Source organism: Fervidicoccus sp., from assembly GCF_049967375.1.
In the GTDB taxonomy this organism is placed as follows: domain Archaea; phylum Thermoproteota; class Thermoprotei_A; order Sulfolobales; family Fervidicoccaceae; genus Fervidicoccus; species Fervidicoccus fontis.
The window spans coordinates 1-21,719 of the sequence record NZ_JBMFSV010000012.1; the positions used below are offsets into that span (position 1 = coordinate 1).

General features: G+C 34.1%; 28 protein-coding genes. 22 read left to right on the forward strand and 6 right to left on the reverse strand.

The genetic code is table 11. The features are described 5' to 3' along the window. Positions 1-205: 205 nt before the first annotated feature. Positions 206-1,492: an SLC13 family permease gene (locus ACP5SL_RS03275; RefSeq protein WP_428228183.1), complete on the reverse strand. Its 1,287-nt coding sequence runs from the start codon at positions 1,490-1,492 to the stop codon at positions 206-208. Between the two features lie 76 nt (positions 1,493-1,568). Here ACP5SL_RS03275 and dph2 point away from each other — a divergent pair, with 76 nt between their 5' ends. The 14 genes from dph2 to ACP5SL_RS03345 all read left to right on the forward strand — a co-directional run bounded on the left by dph2 (position 1,569) and on the right by ACP5SL_RS03345 (position 9,983). Continuing rightward, entirely contained in the window at positions 1,569-2,597 is a 1,029-nt protein-coding gene (gene dph2 / locus ACP5SL_RS03280; protein WP_014558239.1) for a diphthamide biosynthesis enzyme Dph2, read from the forward strand. Then, positions 2,597-3,235 (forward strand): METTL5 family protein, encoded by a 639-nt coding sequence (locus ACP5SL_RS03285; protein WP_014558238.1) that lies wholly within the window; start codon positions 2,597-2,599, stop codon positions 3,233-3,235. Before dph2 ends, ACP5SL_RS03285 begins: the two co-directional genes overlap by 1 nt. Then, positions 3,232-3,807: an exosome complex RNA-binding protein Csl4 gene (locus ACP5SL_RS03290; RefSeq protein WP_014558237.1), complete on the forward strand. Its 576-nt coding sequence runs from the start codon at positions 3,232-3,234 to the stop codon at positions 3,805-3,807. Before ACP5SL_RS03285 ends, ACP5SL_RS03290 begins: the two co-directional genes overlap by 4 nt. Positions 3,808-3,861: 54 nt before the next feature. After that, complete coding sequence (locus ACP5SL_RS03295; protein ID WP_148683705.1) at positions 3,862-4,494, forward strand: DUF2067 family protein; 633 nt, start codon at positions 3,862-3,864, stop codon at positions 4,492-4,494. 38 nt (positions 4,495-4,532) lie between these two features. Further along, the gene (locus ACP5SL_RS03300) at positions 4,533-4,823 is read left to right on the forward strand and encodes an RpoL/Rpb11 RNA polymerase subunit family protein (protein ID WP_228009417.1); all 291 of its coding nucleotides are present in this window, start codon (positions 4,533-4,535) and stop codon (positions 4,821-4,823) included. A gap of 3 nt (positions 4,824-4,826) precedes the next feature. Further along, positions 4,827-5,174 (forward strand): hypothetical protein, encoded by a 348-nt coding sequence (locus tag ACP5SL_RS03305; protein WP_014558234.1) that lies wholly within the window; start codon positions 4,827-4,829, stop codon positions 5,172-5,174. Continuing rightward, the gene (locus ACP5SL_RS03310; RefSeq protein WP_014558233.1) at positions 5,155-5,469 is read left to right on the forward strand and encodes a transcription factor S; all 315 of its coding nucleotides are present in this window, start codon (positions 5,155-5,157) and stop codon (positions 5,467-5,469) included. The genes ACP5SL_RS03305 and ACP5SL_RS03310 overlap by 20 nt, the downstream gene beginning before the upstream one ends. Before the next feature lie 455 nt (positions 5,470-5,924). Beyond that, the gene (locus ACP5SL_RS03315) at positions 5,925-6,659 is read left to right on the forward strand and encodes a DNA polymerase sliding clamp (RefSeq protein ID WP_148683703.1); all 735 of its coding nucleotides are present in this window, start codon (positions 5,925-5,927) and stop codon (positions 6,657-6,659) included. Then, entirely contained in the window at positions 6,628-7,797 is a 1,170-nt protein-coding gene (locus ACP5SL_RS03320; protein ID WP_014558231.1) for a DNA primase small subunit domain-containing protein, read from the forward strand. The genes ACP5SL_RS03315 and ACP5SL_RS03320 overlap by 32 nt, the downstream gene beginning before the upstream one ends. A gap of 146 nt (positions 7,798-7,943) precedes the next feature. Beyond that, entirely contained in the window at positions 7,944-8,312 is a 369-nt protein-coding gene (locus tag ACP5SL_RS03325; RefSeq protein WP_428228184.1) for a hypothetical protein, read from the forward strand. Positions 8,313-8,367: 55 nt separating this feature from the next. Further along, positions 8,368-8,652: a 50S ribosomal protein L44e gene (locus ACP5SL_RS03330; protein WP_148683702.1), complete on the forward strand. Its 285-nt coding sequence runs from the start codon at positions 8,368-8,370 to the stop codon at positions 8,650-8,652. A gap of 2 nt (positions 8,653-8,654) precedes the next feature. Further along, positions 8,655-8,855 carry a 30S ribosomal protein S27e gene (locus ACP5SL_RS03335; RefSeq protein WP_014558228.1) on the forward strand — a complete coding sequence of 67 codons (201 nt, stop codon included), beginning with the start codon at positions 8,655-8,657 and terminating at the stop codon, positions 8,853-8,855. A gap of 142 nt (positions 8,856-8,997) precedes the next feature. Continuing rightward, entirely contained in the window at positions 8,998-9,792 is a 795-nt protein-coding gene (locus ACP5SL_RS03340; protein WP_014558227.1) for a translation initiation factor IF-2 subunit alpha, read from the forward strand. A gap of 8 nt (positions 9,793-9,800) precedes the next feature. After that, on the forward strand, positions 9,801-9,983 hold the full coding sequence (locus ACP5SL_RS03345; protein ID WP_148683701.1) for an RNA-protein complex protein Nop10: 183 nt from the start codon (positions 9,801-9,803) through the stop codon (positions 9,981-9,983). On the opposite strand, the gene ACP5SL_RS03350 is transcribed toward ACP5SL_RS03345, so the two are convergent. Then, complete coding sequence (locus ACP5SL_RS03350) at positions 9,952-10,473, reverse strand: CDP-2,3-bis-(O-geranylgeranyl)-sn-glycerol synthase (protein WP_272985437.1); 522 nt, start codon at positions 10,471-10,473, stop codon at positions 9,952-9,954. The genes ACP5SL_RS03345 and ACP5SL_RS03350 overlap by 32 nt on opposite strands. Then, the gene (locus ACP5SL_RS03355) at positions 10,452-11,054 is read right to left on the reverse strand and encodes an AAA family ATPase (RefSeq protein WP_193803780.1); all 603 of its coding nucleotides are present in this window, start codon (positions 11,052-11,054) and stop codon (positions 10,452-10,454) included. The genes ACP5SL_RS03350 and ACP5SL_RS03355 overlap by 22 nt, the downstream gene beginning before the upstream one ends. 88 nt (positions 11,055-11,142) lie before the next feature. Here ACP5SL_RS03355 and ACP5SL_RS03360 point away from each other — a divergent pair, with 88 nt between their 5' ends. Both ACP5SL_RS03360 and ACP5SL_RS03365 read left to right on the forward strand, forming a co-directional pair. After that, positions 11,143-11,760 carry a hypothetical protein gene (locus ACP5SL_RS03360; RefSeq protein WP_014558223.1) on the forward strand — a complete coding sequence of 206 codons (618 nt, stop codon included), beginning with the start codon at positions 11,143-11,145 and terminating at the stop codon, positions 11,758-11,760. Beyond that, positions 11,744-12,988: a Clp1/GlmU family protein gene (locus tag ACP5SL_RS03365; protein ID WP_272985434.1), complete on the forward strand. Its 1,245-nt coding sequence runs from the start codon at positions 11,744-11,746 to the stop codon at positions 12,986-12,988. Before ACP5SL_RS03360 ends, ACP5SL_RS03365 begins: the two co-directional genes overlap by 17 nt. Before the next feature lie 227 nt (positions 12,989-13,215). Here ACP5SL_RS03365 and ACP5SL_RS03370 read toward each other — a convergent pair whose 3' ends face one another. Beyond that, a complete protein-coding gene (locus ACP5SL_RS03370; RefSeq protein ID WP_014558221.1) occupies positions 13,216-13,590 on the reverse strand; it encodes a nascent polypeptide-associated complex protein in 375 nt (124 codons plus the stop codon). 151 nt (positions 13,591-13,741) lie between these two features. Here ACP5SL_RS03370 and ACP5SL_RS03375 point away from each other — a divergent pair, with 151 nt between their 5' ends. Beyond that, entirely contained in the window at positions 13,742-15,010 is a 1,269-nt protein-coding gene (locus tag ACP5SL_RS03375; protein WP_428228185.1) for an MBL fold metallo-hydrolase, read from the forward strand. Here the strand turns inward: ACP5SL_RS03375 and ACP5SL_RS03380 are convergent. Beyond that, on the reverse strand, positions 15,007-15,258 hold the full coding sequence (locus tag ACP5SL_RS03380) for a hypothetical protein (protein WP_014558219.1): 252 nt from the start codon (positions 15,256-15,258) through the stop codon (positions 15,007-15,009). The genes ACP5SL_RS03375 and ACP5SL_RS03380 overlap by 4 nt on opposite strands. A gap of 85 nt (positions 15,259-15,343) precedes the next feature. Beyond that, positions 15,344-17,290, reverse strand: a complete 1,947-nt coding sequence (locus ACP5SL_RS03385; protein WP_148683699.1) for a beta-CASP ribonuclease aCPSF1 — start codon at positions 17,288-17,290, stop codon at positions 15,344-15,346. A gap of 446 nt (positions 17,291-17,736) precedes the next feature. Between ACP5SL_RS03385 and ACP5SL_RS03390 the strand changes: the two genes are divergently transcribed. From ACP5SL_RS03390 to ACP5SL_RS03410, 5 genes are read left to right on the forward strand one after another with little or no spacing between them, the layout of a single operon-like run. Beyond that, positions 17,737-17,988 (forward strand): hypothetical protein, encoded by a 252-nt coding sequence (locus ACP5SL_RS03390; protein WP_428228186.1) that lies wholly within the window; start codon positions 17,737-17,739, stop codon positions 17,986-17,988. Then, on the forward strand, positions 17,985-19,736 hold the full coding sequence (locus ACP5SL_RS03395) for a carbon starvation CstA family protein (protein ID WP_428228187.1): 1,752 nt from the start codon (positions 17,985-17,987) through the stop codon (positions 19,734-19,736). The genes ACP5SL_RS03390 and ACP5SL_RS03395 overlap by 4 nt, the downstream gene beginning before the upstream one ends. Before the next feature lie 7 nt (positions 19,737-19,743). Beyond that, complete coding sequence (locus ACP5SL_RS03400) at positions 19,744-20,037, forward strand: hypothetical protein (RefSeq protein ID WP_014558215.1); 294 nt, start codon at positions 19,744-19,746, stop codon at positions 20,035-20,037. Further along, a complete protein-coding gene (locus tag ACP5SL_RS03405) occupies positions 20,027-20,971 on the forward strand; it encodes an ArsA family ATPase (protein WP_148683697.1) in 945 nt (314 codons plus the stop codon). The genes ACP5SL_RS03400 and ACP5SL_RS03405 overlap by 11 nt, the downstream gene beginning before the upstream one ends. Before the next feature lie 5 nt (positions 20,972-20,976). Further along, complete coding sequence (locus ACP5SL_RS03410) at positions 20,977-21,594, forward strand: hypothetical protein (RefSeq protein WP_193803790.1); 618 nt, start codon at positions 20,977-20,979, stop codon at positions 21,592-21,594. The last annotated feature ends 125 nt before the right edge of the window (positions 21,595-21,719 follow it).

Below are 21,719 nucleotides of genomic sequence, written 5' to 3' on the forward strand. Positions count from 1 at the left end.
GCTAGTGGCCACGGTGAATCATGGATTTGAGGCACAACCCGCCATAGGCAAACCTATAGCGATATAGGACGGGAAACTGTTCGATAGCCTAGAGAAAGCTTTAGATGAACAGAACTCTGACCCCCTCGACTGCCCTGCAGATGAAAGATGTATTCACGAATAGATGCGGGGAACCGATGAATTCCCTAAGGGGAACCCTCGCCCTTTAAGGCGGGAAGGAGGTCAGATATATATAAAACAGGTATATAGTCAAATTCAGTAAAGTAACAGGAAAGCCTATCTTAAAGAACTCTGAAAATGGGATCGTCTCTTTATACCTGCTTTCTGAGATTTCTAGTATTATAATATTAGAAGCAGCGCCGAAAAGGGTTAAGTTACCTGCAATTGTCGAAGACATAGCAAGCGAGATCCAGGGCACTATATTATTTGCCGTATATCCTAATTCTCGCATATAATCCATAAATAGCTTTACAAATGGAACATTGCTGAAAAGCTGGCTCAATATTATAGAAATAATAGATATCAGCACTGGAGCTATTGTATCACTTGGCTTTGATGGAATGAATACCCTTAAAAGCTCAGAAGCTACTCCGCTCTTCCATACACCGTCCATTGCTATAAACATTGTGATAAAAAAGATGATTGTTCCCCAGTCCACCTCTTTTATAAGCGACCTAGGCTCACTCACGAAAAAATATAAAGAGGATGCAATAATGAACGGTATGAACCCTATCTGCTCTATACTAGGTTTTCCCATAACTCGTAAGATATCATTAACTATCATTGCGACTATTACTGAAAAAATTCCTATTGCTGCAAGGATTGCATCTTTTTTATTTTTTATTTTTTCTTCAGGTATTGTTCCGATGTCAATAGAATTATTAGGAATTTTGTAAATCTTTATAACCAAAAATGAAGTAATCACTAGATTTATAATTGTGGGCAAAAAAAGATATTCTATAAAATAAATAAAAGGAGCGCTCATTCCAGAGCCGATGGCTATAAGCACGTTCTGCGGATTTCCCATCGGAGTCATAACAGAACCGATTGTTATTGAAAAAGCGAGAAGAATGAGCAATTGCCTGTATGGTATTTTTAGGTGTTTCGAGATGAAATAAACTATCGGAGGAGCCATCACTGCCATTGTATCGTTAACAGCTACTGATGTTAGAAGGCCAAAAAAGGCAAAAGTACCTATAATTGCAGCATATGTCGATTTGAACTTACTAATCACGTAATGAGAAAGAAGGTCAAGCAAACCTGAGCTTTCGGCTAAAGCGATAATGCTGAACATTCCTATTAGGAAGAAAATAACATTTAAATCTATAGCTGAAGGAATCTCTTCGATATTCACTAATCCTCCTGCAACAGACAAAAAGGCTAAAAAAGACATAAAAGACCAAACAGGTATATTAGGATACTTAGACCTAAAAATTAGAAAGAATACCAAGAGGATGAGTATTGCCCATGCTATAAGCGTATGGGTGACCAACTCTCTTCACTTTAGCTTAAGTATTTTTGCAATACTTATGTCCCAAACAATTATATAATAAATATGGTGAAATGACTTGGAAACTCTCGACTATGATTTTAATCTTCCGGACTTGGTTTCGAAGATTTCGAATTTAAACCCAAAATCAATAATTCTTCAGTTTCCCGACGGGTTTAAATTATTTTCTATAGCTATAGCTGACTATTTAAAAAATTATTTAAAAGATGTTAAAATATACATTTCTGCCGAAAGTACGTGGGGAGGTTGCGATATAGCTATTGAGGAGGCAAAAATGCTTGGTGCTGAGCTTATAGTTCATTTTGGCCATACTCCCTATTCATTGGCTGAATATAAATCAATTTTGGAAAAAGTACCAGTAATTTATGTTCCAGGAAAGTTTAAAAAAGAGCTTAGCAAAAGCTCTCTAATATCTTTGCTATTTGAATTAAATAAAATAGGAGCTTCAAAACCCGCGCTTGTTTCTACCATACAACATGTGGATGCGCTAAAGCAAATAAGAGATTTTCTGAATGAAAGAGGGATAAGTGCTACTATACCAAAGTCTCCGCTTATGGAAGAAGGGCAAATTGTTGGTTGTGACTATTCACCGCTTATTAATGAGAAAAACTATGATTCTGTGGTAGTGGTTTCAGGAGGATATTTTCACGCTTTTGGTGCCGGTCTCATGACAATGAAGCCTACTATAAAAATTGACCCTTATACAGATAAGGTTGAGAATGTTACCGAGAATGTTAAAAAAATTCTTAAAAAAAGATATGCCACAATGGAGAGATCTAAAAGCGCAGAAGTGTGGGGAATAATAATTGGAACTAGAACTGGTCAATATAGGCCTATAACTATAAGGGCACTTGAATCTCTGATAAAAAACAAAGGGAAGAAGTACTATCTCTTTTTTTCTAAAAGTTTAACAATAAATGAGCTAAGAAACATTGATCAGCCTAAAATTGATGCATATGTTGTAACTTCATGCCCAAGAATCCCTATAGATGACATAAGTGAGAAGGAGTTTGAAAAACCCGTGCTTACTCCAGGAGAAGCATTTATGGTACTAAAAGGAGAATTGGAGAGGTACAGGTTGTTGTGATGACTTCGTTCAATAAAAAAATGCTCGAAATTACTATTGAAAAAATTAAGGGACCGAAAAATCCTAAGCCTCAGTTGGAGCAACACATGACACCTTCGAATATAGCATCTGAAACTATATGGTTCGCACTACAACATGGACTAATTATAAACAAGAAAATATTAGATATTGGTTCAGGAACTGGCAGGCTGTGTCTCGGCTCTTTAATAGCAGGAGCAAATGAGTGCGTTTCAATAGAAATTGATGATGAGGAAATTGAAGAACAGATTAAATATGCAAAAAAACTTGGTATAGAGTGCAAAGTTGAAATAATAAAAGCTGACGGAGCATCTGTTCCGTTGAGAGATAGCAGTTTAGACGTGACTTTAATGAACCCACCATTTGGGAGCGTAAAAAGAGGAATAGATTGGAAGTTTTTAAAAGAAGCCTTACGAGTGACAAGGGCAGTTTTGTCCTTTCATATGTACAGCGAAAAAAGCAAAGATTTTTTCTTCAAAAAGGTCGGAGAATTTGGGTACAAAATAGAAATACTCAAAGTTTATAATATGGAATTAAAACAAATATTTGAATATCATGTGTCTAGAAAAAAGAAAATACCAGTCATGCTACTCTTTATTATTAAAGGAGAGAAAAAATGATGAAAGAAGAAAACTTGGCATTTCCTGGAGACGAGCTCGCAATTCTAGAAGAGTTTATCCCTGTTTCAGGAGTTTATAGCGACGAAAACGGCAAGCTGAGATCTACTTTAATTGGAAAAGTAGTTAAAGATATTATTAACAAGAATCTAAAAGTAATTCCATTTAAAAAGAAGTATGACTTTCCGCGACTAAAATCTGTAGTAATTGGGTATGTAAACTCGGTAAAAAGCGATATAGCTTTAATAACGATTTTATATGATGGAAACCTAAAGCCTATCTCAGCACCACTAGCAGGCTTTTTGCATGTTTCGCAAGTAGATGAAGAGGGCAAAAATATTAGCGATTATGTTCTTCCTGGAGATTTAGTTAAAGCAAAAATAATATCCTCTGAGAACCCGTTTCAGCTTTCTTTTAAGCACTCTTCCCTTGGAGTAATTTTGGCATCATGTTCTAAATGTGGCGCAATTATGCAAAAGCTGGAAAATGGGAAGCTTAAGTGCCCTAAATGTGGAAACATAGAAAATAGGAAACTTTCTAGTGATTATATAAACTTGAAGGATCATAGTGGATAAATAAACCAACCAGTAGCAAAAATTTCACAAGTCATACTAATTCTGGTGAGCGTCTTGAAGCTAATTAAGAAGAAATTAGTTCTTAGGATCCCAAAAAATGCTGATGTTGAGCGTTTCTTAGATGCTATAATGGGAAGCACGATAGCCACACAGGTAATGTATAGGATAAAAGGAAATTCTGTCGAGATTAGAATTATTGGGGACCCAGTAAGCGTAGAGAATAGCATTCACAGGATTAGAAGTGCAGTGGAAGATTTTGCAATAAAAATGGGTTACCCGAAAGAGGGAAGAGGTATAACAGTATTTGGCTCTATGTTAGCGAAGTCACTTGAAGTCCCAGTCCCTCTAGAAGGTTTTAAAAGATTATTAGAGTTAGAGAATATCGATTTCTCGTACGACGAAAAAGAAGATTTGCTTGTAATCTATGATGATCTCGAAGAGTTAAAGTCGTTAGCAAAAGACTTATTTGATTCCTACAAGTCAGCGAGAGAAATTGCTAGAGGCATAGGTGCAGAAATTATCGCGGTATTATCTGTATATTCTGGCCTTTCTCCCATGGAAATTGCATCAATAGGAGAGGAAGAAGGAGTTTTTGAAAAAATCGAAGATATGTACATGTTGAAGGCCGATAAAGATAAAGCATTGAATACTATTATAGAAGCCTTAAAAAAGAAAAACGAATATTAAGCTATAAAGCTGAAAAGTAAAAGTGTAGCTAGGTGGAGATGAACAGAAAAATGAAATATAGCATAAAACAGATGAATGAAAAAGAACTAGAAATTGTACTATATGATGAAGATCACACTTTTGGAAATCTTATGGCAAAAACCTTAATGAAGATCGACGGAGTGGTTATGTCTTATTATAGAATAGATCACCCGCTTAAAAACGAAATGGTACTCTATTTGAAAACCGATGGATCTATAAAACCTGTAGAAGCGCTTAAAAAAGGCATAGGCTTACTAAAAGATGAAATAAGAGAGCTGGAAACTAAAATAAAAGAGGTACAAGTTTGAACTATGAAAAACGATGAAAAGAGGATTCTGGAACTTTTTATAAAAGAAGACTTAGTAGTAGGGGGAGTTCTTAGAAATAAAATTTTAGAACATCTGATAATTGAAAAAAACGATGAGAATTTTTTAAATAGGCTTGAAAAGAGGTCTTTTATAAAAGAAGTAAGATTTATTGATGTAATGAATATCGGTGGTAAGAACGAAGAAATATTGGTAAAAGCTTTAAAAGCAAACATAAAAAAAGAATTAGTTTATAAAGAGCTATACGAATCTATAGTAAATGGTCTAAAAGAGGTGAAAAACTGTGAAGTTCTGTCCAAAGTGTGGAACTCTAATGAAGCCGAAGAAAATTGATGGCAAAGATGTATATGTTTGTCCAAAATGCGGATATACAGAAGAAGTTGAACCGAAGAAAAATGAGTACAAAATTGTTAACAAGATAAAGCATGGAGAAAAGGACAAGCTTATCATAGTTGATGAAAATAAAATTCCCGAAACTTTACCAAAATTAAAAGACGTAGTATATTGTCCGAAATGCGGCAATAATGAAGTCTATTATTGGACTATGCAAACAAGAGCTGCAGACGAGCCTCCAACGAGATTCTATAAATGCACTAAATGCGGATACGTCTGGAGAGAATATGAGTGATCTTTTCATAGTTTTCTGGTCGGTTCATAGTTACTTCGAATCAATTTAGAAATAGATCTTTCGTTGGGTAGACATTCGTGAAGAGTAAAAGTTTGTTCCCTAGTCCTTTCTAAGATTTTCTTTATGTTCATATCTGCTAACTTTTATGCGAAAAGTTAAGATAAAAAAATTCTTCGCTGTCAAGCATTACAAACAATACAGATTTGCTTAAAGAGGTTTCATACGAACCTTTCTTTCATGCTATAAATAGCGAAAATTTCAACTATTCTGGTCTTCTCCTGCCCTAAAGGGCGAGGCTTTCGGTTGTAAATATTCTAACAAAACTCAATATAAGGATCCTTATGATATGATTAGAAAATCTAAAATTTTCAAAAAATATATATCATTATTTAACAGATGATACATTAAAATATTAAGCGAGTTTAATTCTTGGTAAGAATAATGGTGTATCGTATATGAAAATAACGTTTAGTAACGCATCTCTTTGGAAGTATACTATATTGGGTATTAGCAAAATATTGGAAGAGGTTGCAATAAAAGCAGATAAAGATGGAATCAGATTAAGGGCGATGGATCCTAGCCATGTGATGCTTATTGATCTTTTCTTTCCAAGCTCTTCATTTGAAAGTTATGAAGCTAATTCTGAAATTATAGGTATTAACCTAGAAAATTTAAGCGATATGCTGAAAAGGGCAAAAAAGGGAGATAAGCTTGAAATAGTCACTGAGGGTAACAAATTCCAGCTCAAATTTATCGGCAAATTTAGTAGAATATTTACTGAAAGTACTGTCGACGTCCCTTACCAGGAATTACCAGATATTAACTTGGAGTTTAAGGCAGATATAAGACTTTCTGCTCAAATATTTAAAGATTCTATTGAAGATGTAGAATTTTTAGGCGACAATATCTATTTTATTGCAAATGAAAGTAAATTTACTATATTAAATGAGAGTGAAATTGGAAAGGCTATAGTTGAGCTCGATAAGGATTCAGGTAACATAATCTCTTTAGTGTGCGAAGGGGAACAAAAATCTCTCTATGGTTTAGAATATTTAGAGTCACTCTTATATTCTGCAGAGGTTGCGGATATTGTTTCAATACAGTTCTCAAGCGGAATTCCTACAAAGATAACTTTTGAATTTCCGCAGGGTGCAAGGCTTGTCTCTTACATCGCACCAAGAGAAGCGTAAAAGGTCGATAGATAGAAAAGAATGGCTTTTTCAAAAGCTTTCAGCATACTACGAGAAAGCTAAACTTGAGCTACCTGACGATATAAATAGCAGGGAATTTGCCGTCCAGCCTATAGACTATAAAGGTTATGTTAGACATTTATCCTTTAAAAGTGAAGATGAGCTTAGAAGCTTTTTATTAAAAAATCCACCTATGCACCTTTATTACTCATCTGCGATTTACACCTTCCCTGAGATAGATGATATGGAAAAAAAAGGAATGATAGGTTCAGAAATAATCTTTGATATTGATGCCGATGAAGTTCCTGGATGCGAATCTATTGAGCAACTACACGCTTGCCTAAACTGTGGATCGCTTCTTTATGGTAAGTCGATAAAAAAATGTACGAAATGCGGTAGCCAGAATGTTATTGAGGTCGAACCAATTCCTAAAGAATGCATCTTAAAAGCCGGAATTGAAGCAAAAAAGTTAATAAAAGTTTTAAGAAAAGACTTCGGTTTTGAAAAAATCAAGATATATTTTTCTGGCAATAGGGGTTTTCACGTTCATCCAAAATGCGATGATGAATGGTTGAAGCTAACGAGTGAAGAAAGAAGCATGATAATTAAGTATATAACAGGAAGTGGAGTGAATATTGAAAGAATAATCGGATTGGGAGAATCAATAAAAGGAAAAAATATGTATATTCCAAATCCTAAGGAACCTGGATGGAGAGGGAGATTAGGAGAAATCTTGTATAAAAAGATGAACTTAAATGATGAAAAAAAGATTACGTTCGGAGAAGCTGAGGTACTACTCGGAGAAAAAATTAATTTGAACGATATCATGAAAATGGCATCTATAAGTATAGATGAAAAGGTTACAGTCGATGTTCATAGATTAATAAGGATCCCTGGTTCAATAAATGGTAAGCTGGGTCTGCCTGTATTTGAAATAGGAGAAAGTGAGCTTGAAAGTTTTTCCATAAATTGTTCATATTCTCCGTTTAAGGAAGATGAGGATGTTAAAATGAATGTTTCAATGCAAAATAAGGAAATTTTAGGGATAAAGATAAATAGCTTAAAGGGGGATATTATAAAAATCCCTGGCTGCCTCGCCTTTTTATTCATCTCAAAAGGTATAGCAGATCCTGCCTAAATTTTTATTACAAGATATCAAAAAATTAAGTAATGGCGATATACTAAAACTTTTGGTCGTGAAAAATGAGCGAATCAATTGAGTTTGTACTCAATAGAATATCAACTAAAAAAGAAGTAAACTATAACGATTTAAAAATGAGATTTTTGAACATGATATCAAATGTATGTTATCAAAGAGGAAGTGCTCAAAGCTTTGTAAACAATGTAGAACTTTGCAAGAAAACAATAGAAGAAACAGAAAGTATTTCTAAGCTAATCTCAAAAATAATTTCTAAGAATTTAGATGACAGTCCGCTAGAAAAATCTGGTTTTCTTTCTTTTTTTGCAACATCATTTAAAAAAGATGAAGATTTTTATGTGTTTGTTGAAAATGATGATCCAGGGATTTTTAAAGAGTGTAGAAATGAAGATTTTTGCTTTTCGATTTTAAGCGTAAAAGAAGCAAAAGCACTTAAAGATTTATCTTTTGCGAAAGAACTGAGAATCAATTATTTAAACCCTGATTTTAAATAAAGACTAGTATGTGAAATAAGTTTTGCAATAAAAAAATAAACGGAGTGAGCCGGCATTGAAAATTCCTAAAAAAATTAGAGCCTATTGCCCAAGGTGTAAAAAACATACAGTGCAAACAGTAATGATTTATAAAGCTGGAAAAAGAAGAGCATTGTCTATAGGGCAGAGAAGATACGTCAGAAAACAGGAAGGTTATGGTTCAAAAAGAAAACCTGAACAAAAAAGATATGCAAAAACTACCAAAAAGCAAGTAATTAAGCTAAAATGCAGTGAATGCGGGTATATACAGCATAGAAAAGGACTAAGATTAAAGAAGCTTGAGCTCACAGAGGTGGCTTAAGCATGACAAAGAGGAGAAGCCTTCCTATCCCAGAGCCAAGAACAAAATTCATTTTAGTAAGATGTCCTGCATGTGGAAACGAACAAGTCATCTTTTCTCATGCAACTTTTCCAGTAAGATGCCTTATATGCGGGTCTCAACTTGTAAAACCAACAGGTGGAAGAGCAAGACTACAAGCACAGTTCATAAAAGTAGTTGGGTAGATTTTATTACTAGTTAAATCAAAAATTTCTTTGCATCATACCATCTATTTTGGAAGAACGATATTTTTACTTAAAAAATAATATATAATCTCGGCAAAACCTATTTTGTAATAGCTATTAAGTAATTAACAGGTGAAATCATTTGGTTAGAGCCAGAAAAGAGCTTCCTGACGCTAATGAATTAGTCATCGCTACAGTTAAAGAGATTTTTGATTATGGAGCATATGTTGAGCTAGATGAATATAATGGAATGAGGGCATTTTTACCATGGAGCGAGGTTGCAACAAAGTGGGTTAAAAACATAAAAGAAGTTTTGAAGGAAAATGAAAAAATAGTTGTTAAGGTTATTAGAGTTAATAAGCAGAAAAAGCAAGTAGACGTTAGCTTAAAAAGGGTATATGATAGTGAAAAGAAAAAGAAAATGCACTGGTATAAAAGAAATCAAAGAGCTGAAAAAATTCTTGAACTAGCTGCACAAAAACTTGGAAAAACTTTAGATGATGCATATAACGATATCGGATGGCCTTTATTGGATCACTATAGTGATTTATATACAGCATTGGAAACTGCTGTAATGTTAGGACCTGATACCTTAAGAGTTCCTAATGCAAAAGAAGAGTGGATAATGCCTGTATACGAAGAAGCTAACAAACATATAAAAATTAAACAAGTCAAAGTTACAAGAATAATAAACTTATGGAGCACTTCTCCAAGTGGGATCGAAGATATAAGAAGCGTCTTGCTAAATATGAAGAACATTTCAGAGGATAATTCTTCAGTTAATATATATACGATTGGAGCACCAAAATATAAAATAGAAGTTATATCAGAGGATTACAAATCTGCTGAAAGGATAATCAACAGCATATTGGAAAAAGCGGAAAAAGACGCCCAAAAGTTGAAGGTCAATTTTGAAGTAGTTAAAGAAAAAGAATGATGATAAAAATGAAATGGCTAATGAGAAAATGTTCCAAGTGCAAAAGATATACGTTAGAAACTGGAAGATGTCCTTATTGTGGTGGAGAACTATTTGTTCCGCATCCTCATAGGTTTTCTCCAGAAGATAAATATGCTAAATATAGAATAGCAATAAAACTTACCAAGGAACGGACTTTAAATGAAGCTTGAATGCAATATAATTAGTAGATAAGTGAAGCAATGGTATTATAATGATACCAAATAGGAAAACATCCAATGATGGATGCGCGCAGATTGGACAAAGATAAATGAATAAAGTTGATCCTAAATAGAAATCCAGCTGGTCTACTAAGGGGAGCATCCCCCCTCTTTCAATCCCAATTCTCCTTTTAAAGAATGACTTAGTTATATCTCCTAAAATTCCTCCTAAAGAGCCTAAAAATCCCGTAAAGCAATACTGCAGTGAGTAGTAATTTAGTATACCTATAATCGCTCCCATTAAAGTACCAGTTAGAATTGCAAATATTGTGCCCTCGACTGTCTTTCCATCGCCTAATATTCTTTTTCCGTCGCTCAAGTACTTTCCTCTGTCCAGTGGTCTTCCTTTGATAAACTTCGAAACGACAACTGGTATACCATTAGCGACCATTGGGGGAATGTATATTTTCAAAAAATCTATTAATATTCGCAATATATCCATTCAAATCCCTCATTTTTAATTGTGTATCTTCCTACAATTATATCATCTAATAGAACCTCTCCCTCAGATCTGGACGAGCCTTTAGAGAGTCTCAGCAGAGTGCTGTAATGCGAAAGGATGTTGTACCCGCTTGGAATATCTCCCTCGAGATAAACCTGTGCTGTCGAAAGTACTGGACTTAGCTTTGAATTCTCCTTTAATAAGGAATTAATAAGCATAAACAGTTTTGACGAGATATCCTCATTTTGAGAAAAGGAAAGCCTGTATAGATAATTAATGCTATCAACCACAATGAGCACATCTTTATAGAGGGAACGGAGAACCGCTTGTAGCAACTCCCATTCGCTAAACACGTCTATAAACATAATGTCAAAATTCTCGCCTAAAATTTGCAAGAGCCTTCCTTTATTAACAGAGCCTTCGGTATTAATGTATATAGCCTTATTGAACAAGTTCTTTATAAAAGTTAAGCAAAAAGTTGTCTTGCCTGAACCAGCCTCGCCATATATAGTAACATATCCTTTTTTATTGGGAAAAAACACCGAAGCAAAAGCATTCCAACAATCCTTCCCTTTTTTCATCAACTATTCACTACATTTTTTATAGTATATAAATGCTTATTTAGTCCTTCTATAAAAAATATTTTGTAAGGTCAACAAAAGTGAAATAATGCTCCTGTTATCTATTGTAAGCTCTAAAGATTATTATTTATTTGTTAAAAATCTTAGAGAAGAGTCTATAGATTTCAAATCTCCAAGTTACTTACCATTTAAGTGCAGTGAAGATGATGTTGTTATTTGTGACAAAAAAGGGTGCAAAGAAATAATCGGAACTTGCAGGAAGTTTAAAATTGAAAAATTTACAGATGAAGTTTTTCTTTCTCTTATACCTTTTATGATTGATGGCAAGGAAAAATACAAAGAGATAATCGTCGGGATTGATGTTGGAAGAGAGATCGGCTATGTAGTCTTGGCAGATGGAAAAATTATAGGCAAAGGTAAAGTCATTCAAGATGAAATAATCTCGGTTCTTAAAAAATATGAAAATGTGCCTCATGACAATATGATTGTCAAGATAGGCGATTATAATGATAACAATAGGCTTTGGAATTTGACATCAACGATTTTGGAAAATGTTAGTGCTGAGCTAGAACTTGTAGATGAATATAAGACATCTAAAATCAAGAGAAAACAATTAGAAGAAAAAGATCCTGATGTAAAAGCTGCATATATTATTGCTAACAGATCCGGAACGATTAAGTTGAGGAAGCATGGAAAAAATACTTGAAACTAATGAGATAGAAAAGTTTTATTTTATTAAGGGTCCAGCAAAAATTAACGTTTTACGAGGAAAGGTTGAAATAAACGGTATCTTATTCGACAAAGGGGAAAGCGTTGTTATTCATAAGTCTAGGAGCTATATTTTGAGAATTGAGAAAAATTCAAAGATCTCCGTTATAGGGGAAAATGACTTTTGTATTCGAGATGCAATAAATGAAGAAATAGAAGTTTACACTGATTGGAAAAAATATTCTTCTCTGATCGTTGAAGAATGCGCTAATAAAGAAAAAACATGTAAGGTAATTGTATTAGGGAAAGTGGATAGCGGGAAAACTACTTTTTCAAGTATGATTGCTAACACTGCATATTTAAAAGGAATGGAAACATATTATGTGGATACTGACTTAGGACAAAAAACTTTCGGATATCCTGGAAGTGTTACGATCTCTAAAAATAGTGGAAAGCTCTTTTGGTCAACAGCAAGTAAATCCGATAAGTTTATCTTTATAGGAAAGCTTTCTCCCGTTGGTAAAGAATCTGACGTAATCCAGGCAACAGAGGAACTAATCGCTGGAATAGAAAAGGGTATCATAATAATAGATACCGATGGTTGGTTCGGAGATCCTTTATCATTGAATTATAAATTCAGGATGATACAAAAAATAAAACCCGACTATACTGTTATAATCAGAAGTGGGCAAAAAATCGATCTATTTGTAAAATCTATTTTTCCTATCACCAAGATTATAACTTTAAACACCCCTCCAAACAAGGCTTCGAGAAGCAAGATAGAAAGGAAGATGATAAGAGGAGATAAGGTGTTATCGCTAATTGAGAGCAAAAAAAGCAGACTTTTGACTTATGGCTCTTTTTTTACACTTGGGGAAATTACTATTGGGTTCGGAAATCCATTAAGTTATAATGAATTAACTGAACTTTCTAATAAAATAGGTGATAAAGTGCTTTATGGAGAAGATTACGACGAAAAAACTGTAGTTATTGTAGAAAGGTTGAAAAGAAACTATTTCAAAGATTTCTATGTTATAAATACAAATAACCTAAAAGGGAAAATCGTTTCAGTTTTAAATGATAAGGGCGAACATATAGATATAGGATTTTTAACTGATATCAACGAATATGGATTTCTGATAAAAACAAGTTATGAAAAAGAAATCAAAGGATTGTATATAGGGAATATTACAATTTTTGATTTCAAACTAGAAAATTCTGACTGATAAATTATCTTCATATCAAACTCAATTCCGCCGCATGAATTGAGAAATTCGATCAATGTTATTCATCTGTTACCACCACATATTCGTGAACATGTCCTTTATTCTTTTGACATCAAGTGTTGATGGAGTTTTAAACAAAAGATATTAAAACATTCAGCTCTATCATAAATACCCGTTTCAGTTATAAAATCCTGTATATAATTTTGCGAATTAAAAGAGAAATCGGTTTATCCTTTTTTTGCACTTAAAAGCATTATGGCTTGTGCTATATCTCCATTTGTAATTTCAAGAGCCTTCCTTGCTTCTTCCAATGATACACCTGCTTCTGCGGCTACAAGCTGAACGTCATCTTCTAAAATTTCTAACTCCCTTTTTTGATGAGTAGTTTCTTCTTTTTCAATTTCTTTCAAGCTTCCTATAACATAAATGATCGTCTGCCCCTTCATTTTTAAAAAAGTCACAGAGGGTTGCTCAACGACGAAGTTTTTATCCCCTGAAGTTTCGATCAGCACTCTTTCTGCATCTTTAACTTCTTCAACATCTACATTTATTCCCATTCTTTTCATCATTTTTTTCATATCACTAGGATTCATTTTAAACATATTTTACTACCTCTACTTCTTTCACTATCAATTAGTTTTATACAAAGAAAATAAATAAGTTTAACAAATAAAAATATTGTAATATATTGATTATAGCGTTAGAAAAAATTATTCTATATAGCAAAAAAGGCTAGTGAAAGAGCGTGAAAAAATGCAAATTAAAATTTTAGGTAGCGGAAAAGAAGTTGGAAGAGCTGCGATTTCTGTAGAATATAACAATAGATCGGTTCTTCTTGACTATGGGGTAAATTTCGATGAAAATGATAACCCAGTTATGCCGCTCCATATATCGCCGATAAAATTAGATGGTGTAGTGCTTTCTCATGTTCACCTAGATCACATAGGCGCCGCTCCACTATTATATTCGTCAGTCAAACCGAAAGCTTTTTCTACCAGGGTCACAAGACACTTAGCTAGATTAATGCTTGAGGATTTTCTCAAACTTTCTGGCTATTATCTTGACTTTGAAATAAATGAAGTTAATAGCTTGCTATCATCGATTCAAGACGTTAAAGCGGGAGATTTTGTTAAATTGAGTGAATTTTTCTCCTTAGATTTCTACCATTCGGGACATATCCCCGGAAGTCTCTCTGTAAAGGTATCAACGCCCGATGGCTCCTTAATATATACTGCAGATATTAATTCTATAGATACAAAGCTTGTAGAATCAGCAAAGATTGACGGTGCAGAAGCGGATGTGTTAATAATAGAAAGCACATACGGAAATGCGAACCATCCAGAAAGAAAGGATGTAGAAAAGAGACTTACAGAATCAGTAAACGAGGTCTTAGAAAAGGGTGGTACTGTACTTATACCAGTTTTCAGTGTAGGAAGAGGGCAGGAGATAATGGCAATACTAGCTGAAAATGATGTCTCTCCTGTTTATATAGATGGGATGGTTAAGCAAGCAACTGAAATCATGTTGGAAAATAAAGTGTTTTTAAAAAATAGCGAGCTATTAGAGAAGGCATATTCCGAACAGATATTCCTAAAAGGATGGCAAGATAGAAGGAAAGTGTGGAAAAAACCATGCGTTATTGTATCAAGTTCAGGAATGTTGAAGGGAGGCCCTTCAAGATACTATTTGAGAAAAATTGCAGATGATGAAAAAAATGCCGTTTTTCTTGTCAGCTTTCAAGGAAAAAACACTCCAGGTAGAAGTATAATTGAAAGAGGAATATATGAAGATGGAGGTAAGCCTGTAAAGGCCAGGGTCGAATGGATGGATTTTTCAAGTCATGCAGGAAAAAATGGATTAATTGAGATTATCAAATCTATAAGGAATTTAGAAAAAATAATACTAGTTCACGGCGAGCCTGAGTCTCAGAATGTACTTGCTGATGAGATAAAACAGCAAACGGGAATCGTCCCTGTCATTCCTAACACAGGAGAAGTTATCTCTTTCAGTAAAAAACATTAGAGTTCTTTAGTTTCTTTGCAAGAAATTTTTGTCGCTATATCTGTAGCTACTTTTTTCAGCTCCTCTACAGAACTAACCCCTACATTCTCTTTGGAAAATACAAGCGTATAAAGTTTATTTTTATCTCTAATTTTCAGCTTAACGTTTTCTTTGTTAACTTTTATCAAGCAAAGGTCAGGTTCTTTTACTAACTTTTTCACTTTTTCATTAGCTTCATCCAAATTTTTAAATAAAACTTCGTATGGCACTTTGACACGACCTCCTTTGACAACTTAATAGTAGTATTAATTTTTAAGGTTTATATTAATTAGCTGTAGATCGTTTAAGAAATTTTTAAATTAAAGCGATTGCATCAAGAATGGATGGAGCTATAACCCTTATATCGCTTAAAGCTCTGTTCGCATATTTTCTTTTCTCGATAGAATTATAAAGCGACATTATTGCAGATAGCTCACCGTGGTTTAAAATTATATTTTTAGGTTTTGGCTCAATATTTTCTATGAAAGATATTAGTTCATTTTTATCGCTATGTCCGCTAAATCCCTCTATCGAATGTATTTCCATATTGATTTTGATAGTTTCTATTTTTCCATCAGGATTCAGAAACGTTAATTCTTTTTGACCATCTTTTATTTTTCTTCCAAGGGTTCCTTCAACTTGATAACTTACAAATATTAGAGAGTTTTTAGGATCCTCAGCCAAGCTTTTCAAATATTCAACGCTTGGACCTCCATTAAGCATTCCACTTGTAGCTAAAATAATGCAAGGGCCAGGTTCTAATGCTTCACTTCTTTTATCTTTGCTCTGAACAACCACGAAGTTTTTGTTCATAAATGGATTTTCTCCTAGATGTATAGCTTTCTCAACTGATTGAGACATAAGCTCTGGATAATGAGTGTGCAACGCGGTGACTTCTGTTACCATACCTTCTATGTATACGGGTATGTCCTGCAATTGTCCTTTACTAAAAGCTTCTGAAAGAATCAGCATTATTTCCTGTCCTCTTCCAACTGACATAACAGGTACTAATATTTTTCCTCCTCTCTGAACAGTTTTTCTTATTATATTAATGAGATTGCTTTCGGCCTCTGCTCTTGATGGTTGCTTCGTCTCACCATAAGTGCTTTCCATGATCAGCGTTTCTAATCTCGGAAACTTATCTGTAGCTTTGTTTAATAACTTGGTATGGGCATATTTAAAATCACCTGTATACACGATATTATGCAGACCGTTCCCTATGTGTAAATGAGCCATTGCCGAACCCAATATGTGCCCTGCGTCATATAAAGTTAGCCTGATATCCGGTGCAATATCAGTAACATCACCATATTCAACAGGTATTGTATGAAGTACGGCTTTTTTCACTTCTTTTTGAGTATATGGAGGTATTTTTCCTTCTTTCGTCATTATATCTAGAAAGTCCAGTTGCGATAATACCATTATATCTCTTGTAGCTTTAGTCATATATACGGGTCCATTGTACCCATATTTAAAGAGGAATGGCAACATACCTACATGATCTAAATGTGCATGTGTAATAACAATGGCATCAAGCTCTTCTATTTTAAACTCGTCAACATCAAATCTCGGTGCTATTGATGGAAAGCTAGAAGAGCCGGGATTAACTCCAGCATCTAGCAGAATTTTGCTTTCATTAGTTTCTACAAGTATTGCGCTCCTTCCTACTTCTTGAAATCCTCCGAGAGCAATAATTCTTATCGAGTTCGTTTTAAAAAGCAGGTCTCTATGTATTCTCTCTCCAATATTTCTAAGAAACGTTTTTCTGTAATTGCTTTCTGCTATTAGTTGTCCTAATATGCTATCTAGTATCTTCGAAGAGGTGGGCGGCGCCCTTATAACAGTAGGTCTCCATCCTGTTTTTACTAAAAGCTCTCTCCTTATATTGCCCCCTTTCCCAATAACTAGACCGGGCTTTTCGGCTTTTATTATAACATCCCCAAGAACGTCATCAAACTCTATAGCTTTTATTTCAGCTTCTTTTGGGACGGTTTCCAGTATTATTTTTTTAGCCTCCTCTTCCGGCTTTCTTATTGATGGATCCGTCCTTATTACGACTCTTTTCCTTATGGTCTTAGCTATATCTCTTATTATGCCCATCTGCTCCATTAAGATTCCAGGGTTTTTAACATATATGGCAATTTCCGGTCCTTCAAATTCTATAGAAGTCATCATTGCTTGCGGTGGGACTAAGTTGATAATGGATTCTCTTATCTTCGCAATAGATGAGATTCTTTTGATATTGTTTTTTCCGGTACTCATTTTCATCCATCTTTGCAATTTATCTTATAATGCAAAAGCTAACTAAAATTCTATATATTGCATCTAAACATCCTCTAGAATTAAAGACGAGGACTTAAATCAAAATCTATCAATTATATCATAATTCTAATTGGTTAGAGCGTTTTTTCTGTTTATAAACTTTTTGCTTTACTTATACTTGTTATTCTCTTTTGTTTTTAAAAGAAAAAGATTAAATGATATTCCATAAGTTTTTACCCTATAGGTATAAATAAACCAAATTCTAATACATCATTTTTTTATTATATCATAAATTAATATTATAATAAAAAATGTTTTTTATATTTTAAAAATATACTAATAATTCTTTTATAATATAATGACTTTAACATATTTTTGTTAGATATATTTAAATACAAATACTTTTTAAATATAAAATAAATACAAATAAAGAGGTTCTTAGAGAAATGAACTTGAAGCAAATAGCTGGAATGATAATAACTTTTTTGGGAATAATACTAATGTTTTATTCATACCTAGCAAACTGGAAAAACGGAATGATTGCAGGCGATGATGCATATACCTTTGTAGCAGGAACAATATTTCTTATAGCTGGACCAGGGTTTTGGATAGGAGAGGTACCAAAAGAAGTTGCCGCAAGAGTTAGAACTGAAATTCTCGGTGCCAAGAAAGAAATTGAAAAAGGGGAGAAGAAATGACAATATATGCGTGGCTAATATTACTATTACTGGGAGTTTGGTATATTCTCTTCTATAAGTTTTATGGAGGTTATTTTCATAAGAGGATTGCTGAGGCAAAAGATGAAAACATAACTCCTGCACATAAATACTTTGACGGAATAGACTATGTTCCTGCAAATAAGTACATCCTTTATGGGCATCATGTAGGAGCTATTGCAGGGACCGGACCGATAGCAGGACCAACTATGGCAATGGCTTGGGGGTGGCTTCCTGGGATACTGTGGATTGCAATAGCAAACGTTGTCTTAGGTGCTGTACATGATTATCTTGCCCTAATTGCATCTATAAGGCACGAAGGAAAGACTATTGCGTTTGTAAGCGGGCAAGTTCTATCAAAAAGAGCTCAGTATATCTTCCAATGGTATATACTTTTTGCATTAATACTAGTAATAGCAGCATTCGTAATATTTGATGTCCAAGTATTTATGTCAACTCCCTCAACAGCAACAGCAATATTATGGTTTATGCCAATTGCAATATTCGTAGGTGTCTTAATATACAAGTTGAATTTCAAGCTACCATATGCAGTAGTAACAGGACTTGTTCTCTTATTGTTAGCGATGTACGCCGGCTATAAACTCCCATTGGTAATTAACAACTTTAATGCATGGATAACGATCTTATTGATCTACGGATGGATGGCAGGATGGCTACCACTATGGTACTTCTTGCAACCTAGAGATTTCCTCAATGTATACATTATGTGGGGAGGAATAATTTTGGGAGTTATTGGTCTAATATTAGCAAGAACACCTATTCAGTTGGATGCGCTATCTTCATTTACGTGGAAAGTTGTTGGTGGACAACCATCACCTGTATATCCTACGATAGTTCTAGTTATAGCTTGCGGTGCATTGTCAGGATTTCACAGCCTAGTTGCATCAGGAACTACAGCAAGACAATTGAATTCAGAACTAGATGCTCGAGCTATAGGATATGGAGGGATGCTTACTGAGGGACTTGTTGCTATGACTGTTGCGCTATCGGTGGCAACTATGATCCCCTTTGCGTATTCGTATTACAACCATGTACCGCTAGACCAAGTATTGGCCAACAAGTCAGTTCTTTATAATTATGTGGTTTCAAGTACCTTGCCATCGTTTATCAGAAGTTACGGCTTTGTTTGGTATAAAGCATTCGATATACCATTAGCTATAGGAACTCTATTTGCAGGACTGTGGTTTGCGACATTTGATTTTGCCGTTCTAGATACCACAAACAGGATTGCACGATTCACATGGAATGAGATTGTAGAACCATTGAGAATAAGAGCACCAACCGCCCATAAGATTCTTTCAAACAGATATCTAGGATCCCTTGTCGCTCTGTTAATAGGAGGTAGCTTAGCTTATACAGGTGCTCTGAATTATGTATATCCGGCATTCGCTGGTGCTAATCAGCTTTTAGCGGCTCTAGCGCTTATAACTACATCTTCATATGTCTACTACGAATTAAGAAGGTCGCTCAAACAATCTTTATTAGCATTTGTTCCAGCGTTCTTCTTATGGATAACAGTGACATCTGCACTTTTCTGGTATGAGTTTAAAGTTGCAATTCCAAAATTACAAACAGGGTTAGCAACTGGAAATGGAACTGCAATTTACTTAGGTGCTTCTCTGAGCACTATGGTAGCTATACTGCTAATATTAGACATTTTATTAATATTAGAGTTTATCAATGTCACTAGAAAAAAGAGAAAGAGGTGACAAATAAGTGGAAAAGCTAATAAATAAAATTAAAAATTTTTTTTCTTTTATCAAATATTTCTTGCCAGAATATTCAAAAATGAATGCCATTCAATCAATTGAAAAGGAGTATAGTGAATACCTTTCAGTTTTCCTGCTTTTAGTTTTTGGTGGAATGATAGGAATGCCCTCCCCTCCCAGTTCAGTAACTATAAGGATACTCCCAATGGCATTAGATGAGCTCAAGTTCTTGCAAAATAAAGGAAGGAGAGTGGATGACACATTAGGTGATATTATAGATGCAATAAATTTTGAGGATTAAGAAGGTAGTTAAAATGACCCTTTCTCAGATTTTACCTAAAGAAAAAGGCTTAGTTATGATTGTAGGGAAAGGAGGTGTTGGCAAGACTACTTTTTCTGCCATACTTTCGATCTATGCAAGTAAGCAATTACCTACCTTTGTCACATCTATAGATCCCGCTCATCACCTTGGAGATGTATTAGGCTATAAATTAGAACACAGGGAAAAAAGAATCGCTGAAAATTTGATTGCAAACGAAGCTGATATTGATGAGCTGATTAGAGAGTATCTGAGTAAATCAATAAATCTTCTTAAAAACTCTTATAAAGATATTACAGCTTTAAATCTTGATAAGTATTTTGACACGCTCAAAGACTCTCCTGGAATAGAAATAGAAGCAATGCTTCACTATATAGTGTCTCTTGTTAGAAAAGTGGACGAATATAAATATATCATTGTCGATACCCCAGCAACTAGCATAACTTCAAGGCTAATAGGGTTGCCGTGGGTTCAGGGAGTTTGGGTAGATAACTTAATAGACTTGAGATCGAAAATTGCAGGTCTTAAAGAGGTAATTGAATCTGTAAAAGCAGGGAAAAAAGTTACGATAGATGACAAAATACTAAAAGAATTGATTCAGATGAGAGAAGAAATTGAAAGAAATAAAAAGCTTTTTATGAATAGCGATTTTACAAAAATTATAGGAGTCACAACAACAGAGAAGCTCCCAATCGTTGATCTCGAAAGACTTTCAAATTCACTTAAAAATAGAGGAATAAAGATTAGTTCAGTAGTAATAAATAAATACAAAAAAGATGAGAACGGGTTGAGTGTTATCAACTATTTGAAGGAAAAATTTCCTGAGGCAAGACTCATTTTAGTTCCTCAAATGAATTATGAGGTCATCTCTATTGAAAAAATTGAGAAGGTTATAGAGAAAATAGAGGTGCTTTAGACGAAATGATATTAGGACTGAGTTCTACAGATCTAGCATTAATCGTTATAATAATACTTGGAGGAGTAACCCCATTTTTTTATTTCAGAGGAGAGAGAATTAACATAAGCAAAATGAAGGCTTTTTCAAAAGAGTTGCAGGAAAAATTAAATCCAAAAGATCAACTATACAAGATGTTAGGAACATTAGTAGGATTTGAAGCTGTTTTTGAATTAAAAAGAGATCATTTAAATAAAGCTGAGGCTGTTTTAATTCTTCTGCCCAGACACAGCGTAATATACTACCCATTCTCCAAGCTGACAAGCAAGTCTGATAAGTTTATTTTTAAAGCAATGTATAATGAAAATTTAAGGATTTCCCCTTCTGCTATAGAAAGAAAGAAAAAATTCTGTGAAAATAGTAAAATAATATTAATAAATGGGATAAAATATCATGCATGTGGAAAGGATGCAAACAAACTCTTGGAACTTATCTCTGGTATAGATCGGAGAATGAATTTAGTTAGAATAAGTTATGAGGATAAGCTCCTCTTCTTAGAATTTTTTACTAATAAAGAAGAGGTCGTAAAAGTCGCTATAGATATAATGAATAAAGCAAAAGAAATGTATCTGCCTTATACTTAAAGAATTTCCTAATATATCAACTAACTTCCTCTCAGTCAAAAATCGAAACAAATTATTCGCATTTCTTCATGAATGCATCTTTCATTTTTGGAAAAGATAGGAATGCCAGAAATTCATCAAAATAA